At 36.7% G+C, this 21,665-nt stretch carries 22 protein-coding genes; 14 read left to right on the top strand and 8 right to left on the bottom strand.

Annotated features, from left to right (window positions below; genetic code table 11):
- The first annotated feature begins 30 nt into the window (after window positions 1–30).
- From xylB to ulaA, 10 genes are all read left to right on the top strand, one after another.
- Complete coding sequence (gene xylB, locus BVF91_RS08980) at window positions 31–1,536, top strand: xylulokinase (RefSeq protein ID WP_085113081.1); 1,506 nt, start codon at window positions 31–33, stop codon at window positions 1,534–1,536.
- A gap of 245 nt (window positions 1,537–1,781) precedes the next feature.
- The gene (locus BVF91_RS08975; protein ID WP_085113080.1) at window positions 1,782–2,984 is read left to right on the top strand and encodes an ROK family transcriptional regulator; all 1,203 of its coding nucleotides are present in this window, start codon (window positions 1,782–1,784) and stop codon (window positions 2,982–2,984) included.
- A gap of 116 nt (window positions 2,985–3,100) precedes the next feature.
- Window positions 3,101–4,714, top strand: a complete 1,614-nt coding sequence (locus BVF91_RS08970; protein ID WP_085113079.1) for an MBL fold metallo-hydrolase RNA specificity domain-containing protein — start codon at window positions 3,101–3,103, stop codon at window positions 4,712–4,714.
- Between the two features lie 227 nt (window positions 4,715–4,941).
- On the top strand, window positions 4,942–5,967 hold the full coding sequence (locus BVF91_RS08965) for a LacI family DNA-binding transcriptional regulator (protein WP_085113078.1): 1,026 nt from the start codon (window positions 4,942–4,944) through the stop codon (window positions 5,965–5,967).
- A 26-nt stretch (window positions 5,968–5,993) separates the two neighbouring features.
- Window positions 5,994–6,614, top strand: coding sequence for a bifunctional 4-hydroxy-2-oxoglutarate aldolase/2-dehydro-3-deoxy-phosphogluconate aldolase (locus BVF91_RS08960; RefSeq protein WP_085113077.1), 621 nt, complete (start codon window positions 5,994–5,996; stop codon window positions 6,612–6,614).
- 23 nt (window positions 6,615–6,637) lie between these two features.
- The gene (locus BVF91_RS08955) at window positions 6,638–7,573 is read left to right on the top strand and encodes a sugar kinase (protein ID WP_085113076.1); all 936 of its coding nucleotides are present in this window, start codon (window positions 6,638–6,640) and stop codon (window positions 7,571–7,573) included.
- A 160-nt stretch (window positions 7,574–7,733) separates the two neighbouring features.
- Complete coding sequence (locus tag BVF91_RS08950; RefSeq protein ID WP_085113125.1) at window positions 7,734–9,896, top strand: BglG family transcription antiterminator; 2,163 nt, start codon at window positions 7,734–7,736, stop codon at window positions 9,894–9,896.
- On the top strand, window positions 9,874–10,608 hold the full coding sequence (locus BVF91_RS08945) for a sugar isomerase domain-containing protein (protein ID WP_085113075.1): 735 nt from the start codon (window positions 9,874–9,876) through the stop codon (window positions 10,606–10,608). The genes BVF91_RS08950 and BVF91_RS08945 overlap by 23 nt, the downstream gene beginning before the upstream one ends.
- Before the next feature lie 34 nt (window positions 10,609–10,642).
- Window positions 10,643–10,918, top strand: a complete 276-nt coding sequence (locus tag BVF91_RS08940) for a PTS sugar transporter subunit IIB (protein WP_206199043.1) — start codon at window positions 10,643–10,645, stop codon at window positions 10,916–10,918.
- A 25-nt stretch (window positions 10,919–10,943) separates the two neighbouring features.
- A complete protein-coding gene (ulaA, locus tag BVF91_RS08935) occupies window positions 10,944–12,218 on the top strand; it encodes a PTS ascorbate transporter subunit IIC (protein WP_085113074.1) in 1,275 nt (424 codons plus the stop codon).
- A gap of 54 nt (window positions 12,219–12,272) precedes the next feature.
- On the opposite strand, the gene BVF91_RS08930 is transcribed toward ulaA, so the two are convergent.
- The 3 genes from BVF91_RS08930 to BVF91_RS13510 are packed head-to-tail and all read right to left on the bottom strand — an operon-like array spanning window position 12,273 to window position 13,862.
- On the bottom strand, window positions 12,273–13,367 hold the full coding sequence (locus BVF91_RS08930; protein ID WP_085113073.1) for an anti sigma factor C-terminal domain-containing protein: 1,095 nt from the start codon (window positions 13,365–13,367) through the stop codon (window positions 12,273–12,275).
- Entirely contained in the window at window positions 13,357–13,587 is a 231-nt protein-coding gene (locus tag BVF91_RS13515) for an RNA polymerase sigma factor (protein ID WP_240495862.1), read from the bottom strand. Before BVF91_RS13515 ends, BVF91_RS08930 begins: the two co-directional genes overlap by 11 nt.
- Window positions 13,584–13,862 carry an RNA polymerase sigma factor gene (locus BVF91_RS13510; RefSeq protein ID WP_240495861.1) on the bottom strand — a complete coding sequence of 93 codons (279 nt, stop codon included), beginning with the start codon at window positions 13,860–13,862 and terminating at the stop codon, window positions 13,584–13,586. The genes BVF91_RS13515 and BVF91_RS13510 overlap by 4 nt, the downstream gene beginning before the upstream one ends.
- Before the next feature lie 251 nt (window positions 13,863–14,113).
- Between BVF91_RS13510 and BVF91_RS08920 the strand changes: the two genes are divergently transcribed.
- The 3 genes from BVF91_RS08920 to BVF91_RS08910 all read left to right on the top strand — a co-directional run bounded on the left by BVF91_RS08920 (window position 14,114) and on the right by BVF91_RS08910 (window position 18,133).
- Window positions 14,114–16,111, top strand: a complete 1,998-nt coding sequence (locus tag BVF91_RS08920; RefSeq protein ID WP_085113072.1) for an oxidoreductase — start codon at window positions 14,114–14,116, stop codon at window positions 16,109–16,111.
- 19 nt (window positions 16,112–16,130) lie between these two features.
- Complete coding sequence (locus BVF91_RS08915) at window positions 16,131–16,721, top strand: TetR/AcrR family transcriptional regulator (RefSeq protein WP_085113071.1); 591 nt, start codon at window positions 16,131–16,133, stop codon at window positions 16,719–16,721.
- Between the two features lie 266 nt (window positions 16,722–16,987).
- Complete coding sequence (locus BVF91_RS08910; RefSeq protein WP_085113070.1) at window positions 16,988–18,133, top strand: MFS transporter; 1,146 nt, start codon at window positions 16,988–16,990, stop codon at window positions 18,131–18,133.
- Between the two features lie 26 nt (window positions 18,134–18,159).
- On the opposite strand, the gene BVF91_RS08905 is transcribed toward BVF91_RS08910, so the two are convergent.
- From BVF91_RS08905 to nikR, 5 genes are read right to left on the bottom strand one after another with little or no spacing between them, the layout of a single operon-like run.
- Window positions 18,160–18,888, bottom strand: coding sequence for an energy-coupling factor ABC transporter ATP-binding protein (locus BVF91_RS08905; RefSeq protein ID WP_085113069.1), 729 nt, complete (start codon window positions 18,886–18,888; stop codon window positions 18,160–18,162).
- Window positions 18,879–19,709 carry a cobalt ECF transporter T component CbiQ gene (gene cbiQ / locus BVF91_RS08900; protein WP_085113068.1) on the bottom strand — a complete coding sequence of 277 codons (831 nt, stop codon included), beginning with the start codon at window positions 19,707–19,709 and terminating at the stop codon, window positions 18,879–18,881. The genes BVF91_RS08905 and cbiQ overlap by 10 nt, the downstream gene beginning before the upstream one ends.
- On the bottom strand, window positions 19,702–20,019 hold the full coding sequence (locus BVF91_RS08895; protein WP_085113067.1) for a PDGLE domain-containing protein: 318 nt from the start codon (window positions 20,017–20,019) through the stop codon (window positions 19,702–19,704). The genes cbiQ and BVF91_RS08895 overlap by 8 nt, the downstream gene beginning before the upstream one ends.
- Window positions 20,016–20,708, bottom strand: a complete 693-nt coding sequence (cbiM, locus tag BVF91_RS08890) for a cobalt transporter CbiM (protein WP_085113066.1) — start codon at window positions 20,706–20,708, stop codon at window positions 20,016–20,018. The genes BVF91_RS08895 and cbiM overlap by 4 nt, the downstream gene beginning before the upstream one ends.
- 12 nt (window positions 20,709–20,720) lie before the next feature.
- Complete coding sequence (gene nikR / locus BVF91_RS08885; RefSeq protein ID WP_085113065.1) at window positions 20,721–21,146, bottom strand: nickel-responsive transcriptional regulator NikR; 426 nt, start codon at window positions 21,144–21,146, stop codon at window positions 20,721–20,723.
- A gap of 200 nt (window positions 21,147–21,346) precedes the next feature.
- Here nikR and BVF91_RS08880 point away from each other — a divergent pair, with 200 nt between their 5' ends.
- Entirely contained in the window at window positions 21,347–21,526 is a 180-nt protein-coding gene (locus tag BVF91_RS08880; RefSeq protein WP_085113064.1) for a hypothetical protein, read from the top strand.
- Window positions 21,527–21,665 lie beyond the last annotated feature (139 nt).

Genomic DNA, 21,665 nt, shown 5'->3' with positions numbered 1-21,665 from the left:
GCCCTTAACAAATATCATGGAGGTAAATGTATGTATTTTTTAGGGATAGATTTAGGAACATCATCAGTTAAGATAATACTGATGAATGAAAGCGGCAATGTGATATCAAGCGTTTCAAAAGAATATCCTGTATATTATCCAGAACCAGGCTGGGCAGAACAAAATCCAGAAGATTGGTGGAGTAGCACAAGGGATGGAATAAGAGAGATTATTGTAAAAAGCGGCGTAAATGGCTATGACATAAAAGGCATCGGCTTAAGCGGACAGATGCATGGACTGGTGCTTCTGGATAAAGATAATAACGTTTTAACACCGGCCATACTTTGGTGTGACCAAAGAACACAGGAAGAATGCGACTACATCACCGAAAAAATAGGGAAAGAAGGTCTTCTGAAGTACACTGGAAATAAAGCATTGACAGGCTTTACTGCACCAAAGATATTGTGGGTAAAGAAACACCTTCCGGATGTATATGAAAGAATCGCTCATATCCTTTTACCTAAGGACTATATAAGGTTTAAATTGACGGGTGAGTACGCTACGGAAGTTTCAGATGCATCAGGTACACTTCTCTTCGATGTGGAAAATAGAAGATGGTCAAAAGAAATGATAGACATATTTGAAATACCGGAAAAAGCCCTTCCTAAGTGCTATGAATCAACAGATGTCACAGGGTATGTCACAAAAGAAGTAGCAGATTTGACAGGGATTCATGAAGGTACTATCGTTGTGGGCGGTGGTGGTGACCAAGCCAGCGGTGCTGTCGGTACCGGCACAGTAAAAAGCGGTATAGTGTCCATCGCATTGGGTACTTCAGGCGTTGTATTCGCATCACAGGATAAGTACGCAGCAGATGATGAGCTTAGGCTTCACTCATTCTGTCATGCAAATGGCAAATGGCATGTGATGGGTGTAATGCTTTCGGCTGCATCATGTCTTAAATGGTGGGTGGATGATGTAAATAATTACAAGACTGATGTTATGACATTTGACGGACTCTTAGAAGAAGCAGAAAAGGTGAAACCAGGCAGTGATGGACTAATATTCTTGCCTTACCTTATGGGTGAGAGGACGCCCTACAGCGATCCTTATGCGAGAGGCAGCTTTGTAGGTTTAACTATTACTCACAATAGAAGCCACATGACGAGATCTATATTAGAAGGTGTAGCATTTGGACTTAGGGATTCGCTGGAGCTTATAAAGGCTTTAAATATACCTGTAAATGAAGCCAGGGTAAGTGGTGGTGGCGCTAAAAGCAGGCTTTGGAGGCAAATACTTGCCGACATATTCAATGTAAGAATCGACATGATAAATGCTACAGAAGGACCTTCATTCGGTGCAGCCATAATGGCATCTGTAGGATATGGCCTTTACAAAAATGTAGATGACGCTTGCAATAGTTTAATAAAAGTTACAGATAGCGTATACCCAATCCAAGAAAACGTCGAAAAGTACAACAAGCTGTATCCAATCTACGTAAGCTTATATTCGAGGCTTAAAGGTGCATTTGAAGAAATTGGGAAGCTGAATTTGTAAAGTTTGACTTAAAATTGACAACTAAATTGTTGAAATAACAGATAAAATCGTCTCCCATCTTTAGATGGGAGACAATTGCTATTGGAGTATATATTTTAGAATTGAATAAAGTCATTGAAAATTCGTCAAATTGTTAAACTTTTGTACGTGTTTTTCGATTATTATGTTAAGGCCGTATCATTGAGAAAACACATTTTAATATGGTATAATATGCTGGTGAAAACGAAGTATTGCAAGGTGATTAAATGATAACAGGTGATCAGTTGCTAATAAAACAAATTAATAAATCCATCGTCTTAAACACTATCCGCAAAAAAGGCATAATATCCAGGGCTGACTTAGCAAATATTACAGGGCTTAATAAATCAACAGTTTCTTCTTTGGTTGATGAACTTATAAAAGAAGGCTTTGTAGAGGAAGAAGGACCTGGAGAGTCAAAAGGCGGCAGAAAGCCTATAATGCTTATGATAAATAGCCTTGCTGGTTGCGTCATTGGTGTCGATCTTGATGTGAATTATATTCTCGTCATTTTGACAGACATACTTGCAAACATATTGTGGCAAAAGCGGATAAATTTAAAGATCGGCGAAAGCAAGGAAGACATCATATCTAAGATGATAGAACTTATAGATGAGGCTATAAAAAATTCGCCAAATACGGTGAAGGGAATATTAGGCATAGGCATCGGTGTGCCTGGTATTACAGATTATAAAAGAGGCGTTGTGCTAAAAGCTCCAAACTTAAATTGGGAAAATGTGGAGCTTAAAAAGATGGTAGAAGAGAGATTCAACTTAAAAGTGTATATAGACAATGAAGCTAATACAGGTGCTATAGGTGAGAAGTGGTTTGGAGGAGGCAGAAACGCCAAAAATTTTGTCTATGTCAGTGCAGGCATTGGCATAGGTACAGGAATCATAATCAATAATGAGCTCTATAGAGGCTCCAGTGGGTTAGCAGGCGAGATAGGGCACATGACAATTGATATAAATGACCATATATGCAGTTGTGGAAACAGAGGTTGCTGGGAAAACTACGCATCCGAAAAATCTCTTTTCAGATATATAAAAGAAAGGCTTGAAGCAGGACAGGAAGATGACTTTATAGACAGTGAAAATATTGATTCTCTTGATATAAACGATATTGCAGGTTATGCAGAGTTAGGAAGCAAGCTTGCTATCGATGCTATAAACGAAATTTCTAAGAATTTAAGCGTTGGAATTGTAAATATAGTTAATACATTCAATCCAGACTTGGTGCTTATAGGCAATACATTATCCAGCATAGGCGATATGTTGATAGACGCTGTCAAAGAGTACGTGAGAGAAAAATGTCTTGTATCAAGGTACAATGATGTTGCCATCGAGATATCAAAGCTTGGAATGCTGGAAAGAGCTATAGGCGCTGTTACACTTGTCATATCTGAAGTGTTTTCATATCCCGGATTGTAAAAGCGAGGTAAGGCATGTAAGTTCTTCCTCGCTTTTTTTGTTAATTATAGTATAATATTATTAAGACTATTGATAAAATCTTGAATATTTTTATCAATTGCGAGAGGAGAGATATGATGAAGATCACTTTTTTAGGTGCTGCGAAGGAAGTAACAGGTTCGTGCTATCTTGTGGAGACTGAAAAATCAAAATTTCTGATAGACTGTGGCATGTTTCAAGGAAGCGAAATAGAAGATGAGTACAATTATCAAGAGTTTGCATTTGATATTGAAGACATTGATTTCATGCTTTTGACACACGCTCATATAGATCACAGTGGAAGGATTCCACTTCTATATAAAAGAGGATATAGAAAAAAGATATACGCAACTAAAGGCACGGTAGATCTTTGTGAATACATGCTGCAGGACAGTGGGCATATACAGCAGATTGAAAACGAGTGGAAAAACCGCAAAAGAAAGAGGGCGGGAAAAACGCTTAGGATGCCGCTTTACACTGCTGACGATGGAAAAGCGGCAATGCAGCTTTTTTACGGTGTCAATTATGATGAGATAATAGAGCCATCAGATGATGTAAAAGTAAAGTTCAATGATGCAGGACATATGCTGGGTTCATCTATATTGGAAATTTGGGTAAAAGAAGGTGGAAAAGAGACGAAGGTGGTTTTTTCAGGGGATCTGGGAAACAAAAATATACCGATTTTGAGAGATCCTGCGATAATAGATGAGGCAGATTATCTTGTGTGTGAATCCACATACGGTGATAGGCTGCATGAAGACGTAGGCGACAAAGCCAAAAAGCTTATGGAGATAATAAAAAAGACTATATCAAGAGGAGGCAATGTGATAATCCCATCATTTGCCGTAGGAAGGACACAAGAACTATTATATGAGATACACAAAGATGAGGAACTTTACAAAAATGAGATAGAGTATATAAGTAAAGTGCCTGTGTACGTAGACAGTCCCCTTGCTACATCTGTCACAGACGTCTTTAGAAAGCATCTTGACTATTTCGATGATGAAGCCAGAAGATATGTGGAAAATGGTGATTATCCATTGGATTTTCCAAATTTGCATTTTACACATTCGGCAGAAGAATCAAAGGCGCTTAATGACCTTAAAGAGCCTGTCATAATTATTTCAGCCAGTGGCATGTGTGAAGCTGGCCGCATAAAGCATCACTTAAAGCACAATCTTTGGAGATCTGACAGCACAATAGTGTTTGTAGGTTACCAGGCTAAAGGTACCCTTGGCAGGAGAATATTAGAAGGTGAAAAGACTGTGAATATATTTGGAGAGGAAATAACAGTCAATGCGGAAATCCAAAACATAGAAAGCTTCTCTGGGCATGCTGATCAAAAGGGTATTATGGATTGGATATCGTCATTTAAGAAAAAGCCTAAGAAAATATTTATTGTTCACGGCGAAGATAGTGCTCAAAAAGTACTTTCAGAGAAGATAAAAGATGTGCTTAACATTGAAACGATCATTCCATCAAAGTACGATACGTATGACTTTGAGTCCGATGAAGTAAATGTAGCAGAGATTGCATTGCCTTCAGATGAGGAGATATTGAAGCAGATAGAAGAATTGAGGGCGGAAAATGATAAGATTCTGTCAAAGATTAAAGATATTATAAGTCAAAATAGAGGAAAGGTTAAAGAAGTCGGCAGCGATTTGGCAGCAATGTCAGATGTATTGTCGAGATTAAAAAGAAGATTTAGCTAATTATTGTGCGCCATAGTGCGCACTTTTTTGTTGTAACAAAATACCACACTCTATCAATCTTTTTATATCCTGGTTCTTGTTTTATATACTTCCTATGAAGTATATTTTTATAGAAATAAATTTGTTTTCATTAAATAAAAAAAGAAGGATTTTTAAATTTAATGTAGAATATATTATATATACCGGTTTCGTAAACTGGTTTCTAAAAAACAAATGTTGGTGATGACATGAGCAATGAGAACTTTAAAATTACGATCGATTATGTGGCGAAAAAAGCAGGTGTTTCAAAGACGACTATCTCCCGGTTTTTAAACGGCCGATTTGAGTACATGTCAGATGCTACAAGGGAAAACATCAAAAAGGTCATAGATGAACTTAACTACAGACCCAATAATTTGGCTCGCAGTTTAAAGCTTAATAAGTCAAACCTTATAGGTGTTCTTGTGTCTGACATAGGCAACCATTTTTCGTCAATCCTTGTGAAAGGCATAGAAAAAGTCTTAAAAGAAGACGGATATAATTTAATAATAGCCAGCACAGATAATGATGCCACAAAAGAGCGAGAGTACATCTTATCACTTTTAGACAACAATATAGATGGGCTTATAATAAACACAGCAGGTGGTAATGACGAGTTTTTGATAGAACTGTCTAAAAAAGGTTTGCCTGTAGTATTAGCTGATAGAAGCATAAAAGACATTGTATTTGATACCGTTGTTGTCAACAACTACGAAGTTACATCAGAGCTTATTTTGCACCTTATAAAAAATGGATATGAAAGAATAGGCTTTTTTACTGAAAGGATAGGCGATATAAGCACCAGAACCGAAAGAAAGCAGGCATTTACAGATGTCTCAAAAAAATACGGAATAGATAACAACAATTTGATATTTGAAGTAGACGATGATTTAAGCAAAATTGAAAAAAATATAGTATCAATGATGAGAGACTATAGGAAGTGCAGGACGGCATTATTTGCCGTAAATGGTGTTGTGCTTTTAAATGTACTGCAAGTCATAAATAAGATGAATTTAAAGGTACCTGATGATGTTGCCGTATGTGGTTACGACGATTGGGGATGGGCGTCCCTTATACCGCCAGGGATTACTACCATATCGCAGCCTACCTATGAAGTTGGCGTGGAATCAGCTAAAATGCTTATTAATAGGATAAGCAGTGGCAATGAAATTGAACCTAAGAAGGTTGTTTTAAAAGCGGAGCTTGTAATAAGGGGATCTACAAGATCTCATTAAATAAATATATGGAAAGGATGATTTATATGAGTTTTAAGGAAATAAAAGAGAAAACAAAAGGAGGGATATTTTCAGTCATAAGGTGCAAAGATTATGAATTGGGACTTAAGATGGCCGAGAAAGTCATAGAAAGCGGCATAAACATAATAGAGATAACCTACACTGTGGAAGGTGCAGGAAAGCTTATTAAGGAGCTTAAAAGGAAATACCCTGATAAGGTAATAGGTGCAGGAACGGTATTAGAGTTAAATCAGGCAGAGGAAGCTGTAGAAAATGGGGCAGATTTTGTGGTGACACCTTGCATTGTTGAGGAAGTGGCAGCATATTGCAAGAAAAATGATGTATTTTTCTCGATGGCTGCAGCTACAACTACGGAGATGTTTAAAGCTTACAAGATGGGCTCAGAAGTCATTAAGCTTTTCCCTGGAGAATTTGTCGATTCAAAGATAATAAAATCTCTCAAAGGACCATTTCCATTTCTGGAGTTTATGCCTACAGGCGGCGTAAATGACGAGAATATAAATGAGTGGTTTGAAAACGGCGCATATGCAGTTGGCGTAGGCGGATATCTGACAAAGGGAATAAACTTTGATAATCTTGACCTTTTAGAAGAAAGAGCAAAAAGGCTGGTAAATGCCTTGAAGTAAATTGGATAAGTAGGTGATACATTTTGGCAAAGGTTTTATTGGCAGGAGAACCTATGGCATTGTTCATTGCAGATGAAGAAGGTACCCTTGACAATGTCAGCAAGTTTACAAAAGCGTTGGCAGGAGCAGAAGCAAATGTGGCCATAGGTTTAAGCAGGCTGGGGCATAATGTTAAATACATTACGAAGCTTGGAAACGATCCTTTTGGCAAGTACATTTATAATAAATTGTTGGAAGAAAAAATCGACGTTTCATCGGTAAAATTTACTGATGAGTACCCGACAGGTTTTATGCTTAAATCAAAGACATCAAAAGGAGATCCAGACATATTTTACTTTAGAAAGGGTTCTGCAGCATCCCACATGACACCAAATGACATTGATTGTGATGCGAGTGAGATCAACCACATACACATTACAGGCATAACAGCAGCTCTTTCAAAAGACACATTGAATACTGTCTACAAAATGATTCAGATTGGAAAAGAAAATGGCATAAGGATTTCATTTGATCCCAATATACGAAAGAGCCTTTGGAAAAGTGAAGATGAGATGGTGGCAACGTTAAACGACATCGCATCTAATTGCGATATTGTAATGCCAGGCATAAAAGAAGGATTTATTTTGACAGGTTCAGATGATGTTGATGTCATAGCTGATTTTTACTTAAGGCGAGGAGTTGATGCTGTCATTATAAAGATTGGCGACAGAGGAGCATATGTCAAGACAAAAGACGAGAGCTTCACTGTAAGTGGATATAAAGTTGAAAAAGTAGTTGACACAGTTGGTGCTGGAGATGGATTTGCAACAGGTGTAATAAGCGGGCTGTTAGAAGGGCTTACGCTAAAAGATGCAGTAAAAAGAGGCAATGCAATAGGTGCGATAATAATTATGTCGCCAGGTGACAACGATGGACTTCCATATAGAGATACATTGGAAAAATTTATGAATGAAAATTAAATGTGAGTGTTATCAGATAGATAAATATACCGTCAAGACTAAAAGTCGAGGCGGTATTTTTGTTTTTAAAAATACAGTATAATATATAGTGCAAATTTGCCATAATTGATTTGAAAAATGTTAAGCTTTTCAAGCAAGACAAATGATAATATAATTGATAATGAAAGAGGTGATAATTATCATACTCAATGAAAGATGCACACACATATTGATGAAGCTTGTTAATTCAAGCCTCCCGGTCAAGATCACTGAACTGGCCAGTTCATTTAAGGTAAGCTCAAGGACGATAAGGTATGACCTTGATGCAATTGATGAATTTTTAAAGTACAATAGTTTGCCACAATTGATAAGAAAACCAAATGTAGGTGTGAAATTTTCTGAATCATTGGAAGACAGAAAAAAAGCATTAGAGATTTTAGACGACGTAAGTATTTACCATTATGCGCTTTCGCAGAAAGAAAGGGTTAACATTATTTTAAGCAGTCTAATGGGACAAAAAGATTATACGACGATAAATACGCTGGCAGACAAATTATTGGTGTCAAGAAGCACTATAATAAATGACCTTGATAAAGTGAGGGAATGGCTTTTAGAGCATGGGCTTGAGCTTAAATCAGTGCCAAAGTATGGATTGAAAGTCATAGGTGATGAAAAGAAACTTAGAAAAGCCGCTATAGAGCTTCTTACGGAAACGGTAGATATAGAAAAGGTGCTTGACATCGTAAAATCGCCTATGTACACGAAGATAAACGTAGGCATGGACAACGAAATAAAAAGGCTTTTTCAAAATATTGATATATCGTACATTGAGGAATGCATAAGAATTGCGGAAAATGAATTGGAGACGGTATTTTCTGATGCAGCCTTTACAGGGTTAGTTGCTCATATTGCAATCGCTATAAAGAGGATAGAGCTTGGAAGAGACATCATAATGCCTACAGAAGAATTAAAATCGCTGGAAATGACGAAGGAATTCAGCGTCGCTTCAAATATAGCCAAGATGCTTGAAAAGCATTTTAATGTCAACATACCTATAGACGAGATCGGCTATATAACTGTCCATCTTTTGGGAAGCAATGTGACAAATAAAAAAAGCAACAAAGATAAAAATTGGCTTGAACTGGAGCTTGTTACGAAAAAGATTATAAGCAATGTAGAAAAGGAAGTAAATATAGACTTATCCAGAGATGTGCAACTTTTTGAAGGGCTTTTAGAGCATGTAAGACCTACAATATACAGGTTAAGCCATGGCTTAGATCTGAAAAATCCAGTATTGGATGAAATAAAAAGGAATTACAGCAGGCTTTTTGAAGTAGTGAAAGGTTGTCTAAAACCTTTAGAGGAATATGCAGGAAACAAGCTTAATGATGAAGAAATCGGTTATTTTGTGATGCATTTTGGTGCAGCGATAGAGAGGCAAAAATCACCGGTGATGAATAGAATGGATGTGCTTGTTGTGTGCGGCACAGGAATCGGAACGGCAAAGATGCTGTCATCAAGGCTTCAATCGGTTTTCAATGTAAATATAAAGGGAACTGTTGCATACCATCAAGTAAAAGACCAATTAAAGAAAAAGCATGTTGATTTGATAGTGTCTACTGTTCCAGTGAATGCGGAAGGAATTAAGACTGTAGTTGTAAATCCCTTGTTAACTGAAAATGACATTGAGAAGTTGAAATTGTTTATAAGAAATGACAGGACATACGCAATCAAGTTAGACGATCTAATTGAAATTATTGAGAAGCATTGCAGTATTTTAAACAGGCAAAAACTGATCGAAGAACTTAAAGAATTCTTAGATATAGAAGATGTAAACGAAGAGAGAGGAGTTGCAGAACCATTGTTAAAAGACCTTTTGACAGAAAAGACGATAAAGCTGAATGTTGAAGTAAAGGATTGGGAAGAAGCAGTGCGGATTGGAGGTGAACTTTTAGAAAAAGAAGGTGCTATAGAGCATAGATATATAGACGCAATGATAGATTCTGTAAAAGAGATAGGACCGTATATCGTCATTGCACCTGGTATAGCAATGCCACATGCAAGACCAGAATCAGGAGCTAAGAAAATAGGCATGAGCCTCATCACTCTTAAAAATCCAGTCAACTTTGGCAATAAGGAAAACGATCCAGTAAAAATAGTCGTATGCTTGTGTGCAGTTGACCATTCCTCGCACTTAAAAGCATTATCGGAATTGGTGGAACTGCTGGGGGATGATGAGAAAGTCGAATACATGCTAAAATGTGTTGATTCTAAAAATATTTTAGATTATATCAAAGATTGTGAGTTAAAAGGTGAGAAGCATGAAAAGTTTAGAATATATTGAAGTCATTAAGAATAAAATAGATAAAATTTTTATAGAACAAAGAGAAATATTGAATAAGATTGAAGATATTGTCGCTGATAGTATTTCAAAAGGATATACTGTAGACATATTTGGTTGTGGCCATTCTCATATATTTGCGGAAGAAACTTTTTATAGAGCCGGAGGATTAGCATGTGTAAATCCTATATTAGAACCAGTATTGATGTTACATGAGGGTGCAGAAAAAAGCAGTAAGTTAGAGCGTATGAATTATCTTGGAGAGATAATTTATGATAACTTTAATTTAAGAAAAGGTGATGTACTTTTTGTATTTTCAACTTCCGGTAGAAATCCCGTTAGCATTGATTTTGCCATAAAAGCCAAAAATAATGGTTTGACAACTGTAGCCATAACGTCACTAAAATATTCAAATGCATATTCTTCTAAACATATTAGTGGGAAAAAATTATACGAAGTTGTTGATTATTATATCGATAATATGTGTGATGTTGGGGATGCTTCAATTAGCATAGACGGGTTAAAAGTTAAAATAGGTCCAACATCGACCATAATTGGGGCAACGATCATAAATAGTATTTTTATTGATGTGGCTGAAAAATTAGCAACAAAGGGTGTTGATGTTCCTGTATTCATGAGTGGAAATATAGACGGTTCGGATGAATTTAATAAAAATTTGATAAATAAATATAGACCATTAATCAAAATGTTATAGTTTTTGTTAAATACGTTCTCAAGAGGTGTTGAATATGAATAAATTGAAAATATTGACGGTTTGTGGTGTTGGTTCAGGGACTAGCTTAATATTGAGGATGACGGTTGAAGATATTTTAAGTGAAAACGGAATAAAGGCTGAAGTCAGCGCATGTGATGCTGGAACAGCTGTAAGTGAGCCATGTGATTTAATTTTGACATCTAAGGAAATAGCTAAAATTATCAGAAGAGATGATGTTCCTGTAGTGATTATAGACAATTTTATAAATAAAAATGAGATAAGTGGTAAATTGATGCCATTTATTAAATAATTTTAATGAGGAGAGGAGTAAATATATGCAAGTTCTAAATTTTGTTGTTACACAGATTTTCCAGCAACCAGCGATCTTCATGGCTTTAATAGCATTTATTGGTTTGATTTTGCAGAAAAAGAGTTTTAGTGACATACTTAAAGGAACATTGAAAACAGCCATTGGCTTATTGATCATGACATCTGCGGCCGGCATTATAACAAATACAGTAAATCCTCTAGCAACGATATTCAACCATATTTATGGTATAAATCAGGTAAATAATACAGGTATAGGCACAAATGAAGTTATTACAAAGTATGGTAGTGTTATTGGTTTAGTTATGCTTGGGGCATTTATCATAAATATATTAGTTGCTAAATTTACAAAATTAAAATATGTTTGGCTAACAGGGCATTTACTCTTTTGGATGTCTTTTGTATGGGTAGCAGTTTTGGTTGATGCTGGTGTAAAGGGAGCTGCTTTAATAGTATTTGGTATTATATTAATGGGGTTATATATTACTTTCATGCCAGCTTTAGCGCAACCATTTATCAGAAAAATTACAGGTGGAAATACATTTGCGTATGGTCACACGTCTACTATTGGCGCTGTTTTAGGAGGATATATTGGTGGCTTAGTAGGCAATAAAAAGAATGATACTGAAAATATAAAAATATCTGATAGCTTGGATTTTTTTAGAGATGTGACAATATCAACAGGACTGGTAATGACGGTAGTTTATTTGATAGCAGTTTTAATTGCAGGGCCTGTTTTTGTTGAGCAAAAAATAAGCAATGGTCAAAATTTTATAATTTACGCACTTATCCAAGGCTTAACATTTGGCGCGGGAATTACAATTTTACTTACTGGTGTCAGAATGTTTATAGCAGAAATCGTTCCTGCATTTAGAGGAATTACAATGAAATGGATACCAAATGCAATTCCAGCTCTTGATTGTCCCATGATTTTCCCTTATGCACCGACTGCTGTTATGATTGGTTTTACAACAAGCTTGATAGTAGGGATAATATCAATTTTAATATTAGGTTTTACTGGATATCCATGGGTTGTCTTACCTGCTATGATACCATTCTTTTTTGATGGCGGTCCTGCCGGTGTCTTTGGAAATTCGACTGGTGGTTTAAGAGGCGCAATTGTTGGTGGAATAATTGCAGGATTAATAATCATATTTGGTCAAGCATTTGTATTACCTGTTGTTGCACATACAATTACTGATTTTATGAGATGGGCTGGTGATACCGATATGGTAACACTTGGTTCTATTCTTGGATGGATTTTGAAAATTTTTGGAATATAATATGTGAAAGTAACAAAATGAAGCTGCTGATTAAAAGTCAGCAGCTTTTAATATTCAATACTTATCTGTGACAACACCTAATGATGATGCCTTTATAAAAGGTAAACCTCTAAGAGATTTTAAGGTTTCTGCAGTACCTGTTACGACGACGCCTTGTATCTTTAAATCTTCCTTCTTTATTTTTCCATTCTTGTCTTTTAGATTATCGTAAATCCTTTTAACTTCATACTTGATGCCATTTACCTTATGAATATCTGTTTTAAGTTTTTCTAACTGATTTATATTGTTTTCGATTGCTCCTATAAAAAGTTCTTCTGGATTTTTTAATCTGTCTCCATTGCTGTCATAGACTTTTATGCCGTATGCGGCTCTTTCAGAACATACATCTGATGGATTATCTACATCAATTGTCTTTCCATCAGGAAGCTTTTGTTTATTTTTATGTGGTTCATGTGCTTCTTTTTCTTTGCTATTTAGATCGTCAATCCAATACCACGTTAAAGTTACGTTTTTTGGCATCATTTTATTTACTTCGTCGATGTTGTAGGCTTTATCAAAAGATAATGCCATCTCTATATATTTGTCATTTCCTATGTCCTCCAGTAGATTTAGATCATTTTTGTACATTTTGTATTTTACGTATGGATAGAAGAAAATCATTTCCCTTTGACCAAGTTCGTTGTACGTAGGTTTATTTAAACTGTCTTCATCAAAACTTTCTCCCCATACTATAGCCGGTGAATTGATAGCCTGTACGTCCACAGTGTTGAAAAGCCCATAGCTGTATTCCTGTTGACCTGTATAAACTACTTTGCCTTCTATTATCTTGTAAGTTGAATAAACTGTCTTGCCTCCAAAGATTCCTTCATATCTTATTGATTTTCCTATATACATGTCAGGAGCAGAGATATCGTTGAATACTGATAAGGCAAAACTTATATCAGAGCTTTCTGACTGTGTTACCTTGATTCCTATAAAGACGGTGCTTATTGAAACAATTAATATGACTATCAAACTTATAACTGTAGTTCTTAGAATAGAGCGCCATTTTGCTTTTTTAATTGCTTTATTAAATTTATCATTCTTTGTGTTTTCAAAAATTTCATCAAGTTCTTTCTCATCATTATTTATATTTTTTTCATCTGCCATAATTCGATACCTCCCATAATTCTTTAAATTTGTTTCTTGCACGGTAAAGATATGTTTTTACTTTGTTTTCATCCAGATTTAAGATCTCGCCTATTTCTTTATAAGATAATCCAACAAAATACTTAAAAATCAAGAGGGTTCTATAGCTTTCCTTTAATAGACCAAGGACTTTATGAACGTTTGATTTTAATTCTTCATTAAGCACGTGTTCTTCTATCATTCCATCTGAATAGAGGCTATTAAGGATTTTATCATCGATACCGATTTCCTCCTTCTTTTCCTATTGTACAGATTATAATATTTGTTTATTGATACTTTAAACAGCCATGGATAGATGTCGTCTGTGTTTATGGAGTCAACATACTCAACAACTTTGCAAATGGTATCTTGTACGATGTCTTCTGCATCTTCATAAGATGCACCGATTTTAATGAGATATTTGTAAATTATGGCCATCTTATCTATTAAGAAGTCTTCAAACCTCTCATCTTTCATGACTGACCTCCCCAGTATAATGTCTGATGCATTCTATATAACGGCGCCGTTTTTGTTCTTTCATTAATATAACAAAACAGATAAACAAATGTATACAAACTTTTAAAATTTATTTTATTAAGCAAACTATAAATAATAATGACTAAATAATCTTTTACCTTCTTGACAATTAATTAACATACTGATATAATTTTCGTAGAATGCATTCGGTGAACATGTTCAATAAAATTAAGAAAAGAAGGGGACTTTTTATGGACAAAAAGTACAGCATTCTCTTTGATGAAGTGTCCATCGGAAGCTGTGTCATCAAAAACCGCTTTGCAATGGCTCCTATGGGTCCATTAGGTCTTGGTGATTCCGAAGGTGGTTTCAATCAAAGAGGAATTGATTACTATGTTGAAAGAGCTAAAGGTGGTACAGGACTTATCATCACTGGCGTTACTTTTGTTGACAATGATATAGAAAAGCATGACATGCCTAATTGCCCATGTTCTACACATAATCCAGTTCACTTCATTAGGACTGCTCGTGAGATGACAGAAAAAATACACGCTTATGGTTCTAAGGTATTTTTACAATTATCTGGTGGATTTGGAAGGGTCACGATTCCTACAAATTTAGGAGAACATCCGCCTGTTGCGCCATCGCCTATCCCACACCGCTGGCTTGACAAGACATGCCGTCCTCTTACAAAAGAGGAAATTCGCAGGATAGTTGTGCAGTTTGGCAAAGGTGCTTATAATGCGAAGCGAGCAGGATTTGACGGCGTACAGATACACGCGGTACACGAAGGATACCTTTTAGACCAATTTGCCATATCTATGTTTAACAATCGAACAGATGAATACGGCGGAAGCCTTGAAAACCGGCTGCGCTTTGCAAGGGAAGTCTTGGAGGAGATAAAAAACATATGTGGCAGTGATTTCCCGGTGACGCTAAGGTACAGTGTAAAAAGCTTCATCAAAGATTGGCGTAAAGGTGGCCTTCCGGGTGAGGAGTTTGTAGAGAAAGGCAGAGATATTGAAGAAGGGATAGAGGCAGCTAAGCTTTTGGTTGAATACGGATACGATGCTTTGGACGTAGATGTAGGAAGCTACGATGCATGGTGGTGGAGCCATCCGCCAATGTACCAAGAAAAAGGGCTTTACATCCCATATGCAAAGATGGTAAAAGATGTAGTAGACGTGCCTGTAATATGCGCAGGACGTATGGATAATCCAGACCTTGCATCAGATGCTGTAAGAGATGGAGCATGCGACATAGTATCACTTGGCCGTCCACTTTTGGCTGATCCTGATTATGTAAATAAGCTTAAAGCAGGGGATACCGCTTCTATACGACCTTGTTTATCATGCCATGAAGGATGTATGGGACGCATACAGGAGTATTCTGCTTTAAACTGTGCAGTAAACCCACAGGCATGCCGCGAAAGCGCTGAGAGGCTTATACCTACGCAGCACAAAAAGAAAGTCTTAATTGTAGGTGGCGGTGTAGCAGGATGTGAAGCAGCTCGCGTATTAGCACATCGCGGACATGAGCCAATCGTGTATGAAAAAACTGATAGATTAGGCGGAAACCTTATTCCAGGCGGCGTGCCATCATTTAAAGAAGATGATCATGCGCTGGTGGCTTGGTATGAGAATGAACTTAAAAAGTTAAACGTAGAAGTTCATCTAAATTCAGAATTAGATGCTGATGATGTCATTAATTTTGACGCAGATGTAGTGATAGTCGCGACAGGGTCAAAGCCAAAAGTATTTTCACTGGGAGAAGGACCTTTATATACCGCTCAAGATGCGTTATTAGGCAAAGTTGATATAGGAAATGATGTTGTCGTAATTGGCGGTGGACTTGTAGGGTGCGAGACAGCGCTGTGGCTTAAAGATATGGGCAAAAATGTGACGATAGTTGAGGCGCTTCCAAAGCTTTTGGCGGTAAATGGTCCATTGTGCCATGCAAATAGCGAGATGCTAAAAGAATTGATACCTTTTAAAGGAATAAAGACTATAACATCTGCAAAAGCTACTGCATATGACGGAAAGGTGCTTAAAGTGAATACGCCTGATGGTGATATAGACATCGCAGCAGATACAGTTATTCTTGCGGTTGGATATGCCCCGTCTGATTCTCTGTATAGAGAAATAAAGGATAAAATTTCAAACGTATATCTTATAGGCGATGCCGGTAATGTTTCTAATATAATGTATGCAATATGGAATGCCTTTGAGGTTGCTAAAAATATAGATTAGAAGAACAGGAGAGAGATTGGTGCCAGAAAGTTTAACTTCCAGAGAAAAGCAGGCCATTGCCACTAAAAAGAGGATATACAGTTGCGGTGTAGAGCTCATAAAAAAACACGGGTATGACAACATAACTGTAAAAGACATAGCAGAAAAGGCCAATGTTTCGATAGGAAATTATTATCACTACTTTAGATCCAAATATGATCTTTTAGTGGAGATATTTAAGCATGGCGATGAATTTTTTGAGGCTGAAGTGCCGAAGATCTTAGAGGCTTATACAGACTGCAAGGATATATTGGTTCAGTATTTTCTCGTATATGCCAAGCTTGCAATAAATGATGGAGTAGATATGGCTAAAAATCTGTATATTCCCACGAATAAGATGTTTTTAACACATGGACGTTCTATGCAGAATATGCTTATTCAAATATTAAAAAATGAGCAAGAAAAAGGCAAGATACCCGGCACTTTTAACTGTGAGGAAATTACAGAGAAGCTATTTATTGTAGCGAGAGGTGTAATATTCGACTGGTGTTTAAAAGACGGAAAAACCGATCTTTTAGCTGAGATGGAAGACATAATATCCAGAATGGCAGAAAGCTATATTGAAAAATAGAATATAGATATTTCTTTTGGTCTACAAGTCACAAATTTGTGTTATAATAAAAGCTAATATTATTTCTAACAGTTTAAGCGTTAGCTCGAAAATTTTGTACAAATCTATTTGGCGGTTTTGTTTCCGCCTTTTTTTTATTGGTGGACATTAGCTTTATCTCCCTTTCTTTGGAGGCTATGGCTATTAAGTGTAAGAGTATATTTCATTGTATTATTCCCTTTAATGCTATATAATGAAATATGGCATTATTGATAAGGGAGGAAAAAATGCAGATATTTATTGTTGTTTTAAATTACCTTTTGATGCTTTTAATAGGTCTTGTCGATAACATAAAAGGTCCTGTATTATCGCCTATTAAGTCGTTTTACAATGTTGATTATACGTACATTGGGCTTCTTTTGTTTATAGGAAGCCTTGGTTTTATCATAGCTTCGTTTGTTGGTGGGATGATTGTAAATAGATATGGCAGTAAGATGGCATTGTCCTTAGGACTTGTCTTTATCATCATAGGGATTTTAGGGTATTTTGCATCACCGATTTTCTTTGTGTTTTTGATTTTCTTCTTCTGCATGAATTTTGGCATAGGGATGCTGGAGATAGGCATAAATGCCACTGCTGCAGTTGCATTTTTGGTTAATCAGGCTATAATGATGAACCTTTTGCATTTCTTTTACGGTTTTGGAGCTTCGATTTCGCCAAATGCGGCAGGAAGGCTTGTGGCTTTAAAGTATTCATGGCAAAGTATATATCTTTTTGGAGGCATTATAGCTCTTTTAATGCTTATTGTGGTTTTGTTTACGAGATTTCCTGGCACAGCTAAATATGTAGGTAGCGGTAAAGTAAAATATTTGGATGTACTAAAAGATAGGCATGTCATTTTGTTTTCAGTCATGTTAGGATTTTACATCGCATCAGAAGTCGGCATAGGCAACTGGGCTGTGACGTACCTTAAAGGATCTTACGGCATGAATAGCGTAAAAAGTTCTATGTATCTGTCGCTTTTCTTTGCTGCTTTTACAATAGGCAGGCTTTTAGGCGGGTTTGTGGTTGAGAAAATAGGATATGTGAAAAGCATATTCATATTTGCATCATTAGCAGCATCTTTTGTGGCCTTAAGCATGGTAAGTCAGGATTTATCGATTCTTCTGTCTATGGCAGGTTTATTCTACTCTATAATTTATCCTACGACTATGGCATTGGCGATGAAGAGCTTTAAAGAAAATACAGGTGTTGTCATAAGCGTCATAGTTACTGTAAGTTCGTCTATAAACATGGTAGCCAATTTTATAATAGGGAAGCTAAGCGATTTATTCGGCGTGTTTGTGGGATTTTCATTTATCGTAGTTTTTATGGTGCTGGTGATTGTAATGCTTAATGTTCTTCAGTCATCGCTTAAACTGTATTCTAAATAAAAAGCTCCCGATAGTGGGAGCTAAATTCATATCAGATTCACATTTTCAAGCAGTGTGCTGTCATCAAGTATTTCACTGGCTTTTCCTACAGCCTCTATCGAGTGTGATTCATTCATCACGACGACTCTATCGGCAATGATTCTGGATAAATCCAAATCGTGTGTAGATATTACAAGCGTCTTTCCATCATCTTTTAGGTCGCTTAACATCTTGTAAAGCCACTTTCTCGACCTTGGATCGAGGCCATTTGTAGGCTCATCTAAAAGCAACACATCTGGATTTATTACCATTATTGATGCTAAAGCCACTTTCTTTTTTTCACCGCCGCTTAGCCTGTATGGCGGTCTGTCTTTTAATTTTGCGATGCCGAACGACTCAAGAGTATTTTCTACCATCGACTTTACCTTATCTGGATTTAATCCCATCTGCAGTGGAGCAAATGCTACTTCATCAAAGACACACGCATTGAAAAGCTGGACGTCAGAGTCCTGAAAAAGGTAACCCACTTTTCTCCTAAAATGGTATTCTTGGTCGCCTTTCAGATCAAATATGGATTTGCCAAATGCCAATATATCGCCTTTATCTGGCTTTATCAAGCCATCCATCAATTTTAATAGAGTGGACTTTCCGGAGCCGTTGGCGCCTAAAATTATTAGACTTTCTCCACTTAATACGCTAAAGTTCACATCAATAAGCGCAGGTTGTGGCTTTATATATGAGTACGAAACGTTTTTAAGTTCAAATACTATATCCAAAGTCTGCCTCCTTTTACAATAAAAGTTGCTGCAAAAAATGATATGTTGAATAATATCCAGATTGCATCAAAGATATCAAATTTAAAGTCGCTTATTGTCTTGTATTCGCCTTTGTATCCGCGAGAAATCATGGCACTGTAGACTTCGCTGCTTAAATGTTCAGATCTTATTAAGAGATTTCCCATTGACGACGCTACAAATCTTCTCTCGCTTTTGCCTTTAGACTTTCCTACGTTTCTGCTTTTTCTGGCAAGGTACATGTTTGACGCCACATCCAGGAAAAGAGTTATATACCTAAACGATATATCAAGTGTGGCAGAGAAAATTTTCGGCAGTTTGAAGTACCTAAAGGCTTTTAAAATCTCCACCCATTTTGTGGATAGTATCAAAATGTATATGAAGGAAAGGGAGACAAAAGAGCGCATTATGAAAATCGATGCGCTTATAGCTCCGCTCCTTGTAATGTACAAGTTTTTGCCAATGTATATAAGCGGATTTCCCGGCTTCACAATGTTAAACAATGACGGTATTAATACGATCCCTGTGAAGATTACGGATACTGATGATACCCTGAATATATAGGACTTTATTGGCACTTTCGAAAGTATAGCAACAAAAATAGAGTATACAACCATCAAACACAGAAATTGCCATGAGCTGCTTAAATTGCATAAGAGGATCAAAAGCAATATAGATAAAAGCCGTACTCTCGTGTCCAGTGATTGCATAAGGCCGTGTTTTATGGCAATTTCGTCTGACTCAAACATATCTTGAAATGTACTTTGTATACTCAATACAGTCTTTTCGATGAAATTACTCATTTTTTCCCTCTTGTCTACCTATCATTTTGCTAAGGATAAAAAACACTATGGCAATTACTGCGATTCCTACGATAGCTGAGAATATGTAACCTATTGATTGCTGGAAAAAGTTTTTGTCAAAGCCAGGTATGCCGTAATCAGGGAATAAAGCCTTTACTGTATCTGAAAAGTGTTTCATTCCGCTTGGCACATATCCCACCATGTTTTTTATCTCATCTATGCCCCACTCACCCCATGCAGATCCTGGCGCTAAAAGTCCAATCGGTGTAAGCAGTATTATCACTATAGCAGCTATCAAAAGTTTCTTCATTTATTTTCACCCCTTAGCCTGTAAGAGAATTTATAAAGCAAGTTGTCTTCACCAGCTTTAATAAGGTAGTGAACTACAAGTCCAGTTACCGCTGCCTCTACTAACCCGGCTACTGTAAGGTGCGCCAACATCATGGCAGGTATAGACTGACTAAGCCCGTATGGGAAGTATAAGGCACGACCGTCTGCTGTGTGAAAAAGCACAGGTTGAAGTCCTAATTCTATTGATGCGGCAAGTGCTGCTGCATTTATGCCTATGTATGCACCTATGGCAGACGATATCACCTTTCCTACTTTAAACTTTTGAAGCAGCATGTATACGCCGTATCCAACGAAAGGTGCTACGAATGCCATGTTAAAGCTATTTGCACCTAATGCTAATATGCCACCATCGCCAAAGAACAACGATTGTATAAGAAGTGCGACTGTAAGAGAAATACTGGCTCCCCATGGACCTAATGCGATGGCCAAAAGCGTGGCGCCTACAGCGTGGGCTGTTGTACCACCAGGTATAGGCACGTTAAACATCATTATGGTGAAGGCAAAGGCTGAACCTATTGCCATTGTAGGTACGTCCTTCTTATCAAAAGTTTCATTTACTTTCTTTGTTGCCACAGCTAATACAGGTACCATTGCAGCACCCATAACAGCACAGGTGGAAGGACTTAAATATCCATCTGGTATATGCATAAAAACTCCCCCTTATAAGTTTTTGCCTGTCGTCGTCATGACAAGCTTTCCATGCTTTACGCCTTTTGTGCTTATTATCTCGTCGGCTATAGCTGATATAGTCTTTGAAGTGCCTTTTACAACCATCACTTCTAGGCAATTGTGCTCATCAAGGTGGACGTGCATGCTGGAGATTATGTTTTCATGGTGTCCATGCTGAATGTCCACAAGTTTGTCGCTTATCTCCCTTACTTCATGGTTGTAAACATACGTGACAGTGCCGATTGATTCGGCGTCATCTGATTTGCACTGGTTTTCCACTATGTAATCTCTGATCAAATCTCTTATTGCCTCAGACCTGTTTTTGTAGTTTTTTGACTCAATCAATTTATCAAACTGTGAAAGTAAATTCGCTTCCATCGAGACTCCGAAACGTGTAATTTCTTCCAGATGTATCATCTCCTCTTGTGTTACTTTTATAAAAATAATAGCACTAAATCGATTGATAATCAATAGAGATTTAGAATAATTCATAAATAAGCTTAATTGATACCTTTTTGTATAGATATGTTATAATATAAGGGGATTTGGATATAAAATACTGCTCACCTCTCCTACACCGTCAAGGAATTGCAGGAGCAAAGCGCGGAGGTGAGTATGTGAGTGAAAGTGTACAAATAACATTAATTTTTTGCACAACGATAGTAGCAATTGTGGGCATAGTAGCGATGGTAGTATACAATAGAGATAACATTGCGGTAAAAGTCCAAACAAAAGCAAACATAGTAGACAAGGCTAAGACAGAGTTTTCAGTAGTAATAAAAGATAAAGAAAATTAGATTATGCCCAAAAGCATAATCTAAAAATGCGTTTTATATCCAAATGACAATTTCCTGCAATTCCTTGCAATATATATTATAAACCAAAATCATTGAAAAATAAACAAATAATTTTTAAATATGAGGTATAAAATGGCGA

This window comes from Thermoanaerobacterium sp. PSU-2 (assembly GCF_002102475.1).
GTDB lineage: Bacteria > Bacillota > Thermoanaerobacteria > Thermoanaerobacterales > Thermoanaerobacteraceae > Thermoanaerobacterium.
This window is presented reverse-complemented; position numbering and strand designations above follow the sequence as displayed.

Coding starts and splice junctions, on each gene's coding strand:
- BVF91_RS08970 (WP_085113079.1), top strand. CDS start 3,101: ATGAAGATCACTTTTTTAGGTGCTGCGAAGGAAGTAACAGGTTCGTGC.
- ulaA (WP_085113074.1), top strand. CDS start 10,944: ATGCAAGTTCTAAATTTTGTTGTTACACAGATTTTCCAGCAACCAGCG.
- BVF91_RS13510 (WP_240495861.1), bottom strand. CDS start 13,862: ATGAAAGATGAGAGGTTTGAAGACTTCTTAATAGATAAGATGGCCATA.
- BVF91_RS08910 (WP_085113070.1), top strand. CDS start 16,988: ATGCAGATATTTATTGTTGTTTTAAATTACCTTTTGATGCTTTTAATA.
- BVF91_RS08920 (WP_085113072.1), top strand. CDS start 14,114: ATGGACAAAAAGTACAGCATTCTCTTTGATGAAGTGTCCATCGGAAGC.
- BVF91_RS08950 (WP_085113125.1), top strand. CDS start 7,734: ATGAAAGAGGTGATAATTATCATACTCAATGAAAGATGCACACACATA.
- BVF91_RS08960 (WP_085113077.1), top strand. CDS start 5,994: ATGAGTTTTAAGGAAATAAAAGAGAAAACAAAAGGAGGGATATTTTCA.
- cbiQ (WP_085113068.1), bottom strand. CDS start 19,709: ATGAGTAATTTCATCGAAAAGACTGTATTGAGTATACAAAGTACATTT.
- cbiM (WP_085113066.1), bottom strand. CDS start 20,708: ATGCATATACCAGATGGATATTTAAGTCCTTCCACCTGTGCTGTTATG.
- BVF91_RS08930 (WP_085113073.1), bottom strand. CDS start 13,367: ATGGCAGATGAAAAAAATATAAATAATGATGAGAAAGAACTTGATGAA.
- BVF91_RS13515 (WP_240495862.1), bottom strand. CDS start 13,587: ATGATAGAAGAACACGTGCTTAATGAAGAATTAAAATCAAACGTTCAT.
- BVF91_RS08945 (WP_085113075.1), top strand. CDS start 9,874: ATGAAAAGTTTAGAATATATTGAAGTCATTAAGAATAAAATAGATAAA.
- BVF91_RS08965 (WP_085113078.1), top strand. CDS start 4,942: ATGAGCAATGAGAACTTTAAAATTACGATCGATTATGTGGCGAAAAAA.
- xylB (WP_085113081.1), top strand. CDS start 31: ATGTATTTTTTAGGGATAGATTTAGGAACATCATCAGTTAAGATAATA.
- BVF91_RS08975 (WP_085113080.1), top strand. CDS start 1,782: ATGATAACAGGTGATCAGTTGCTAATAAAACAAATTAATAAATCCATC.
- nikR (WP_085113065.1), bottom strand. CDS start 21,146: ATGATACATCTGGAAGAAATTACACGTTTCGGAGTCTCGATGGAAGCG.
- BVF91_RS08895 (WP_085113067.1), bottom strand. CDS start 20,019: ATGAAGAAACTTTTGATAGCTGCTATAGTGATAATACTGCTTACACCG.
- BVF91_RS08940 (WP_206199043.1), top strand. CDS start 10,643: ATGAATAAATTGAAAATATTGACGGTTTGTGGTGTTGGTTCAGGGACT.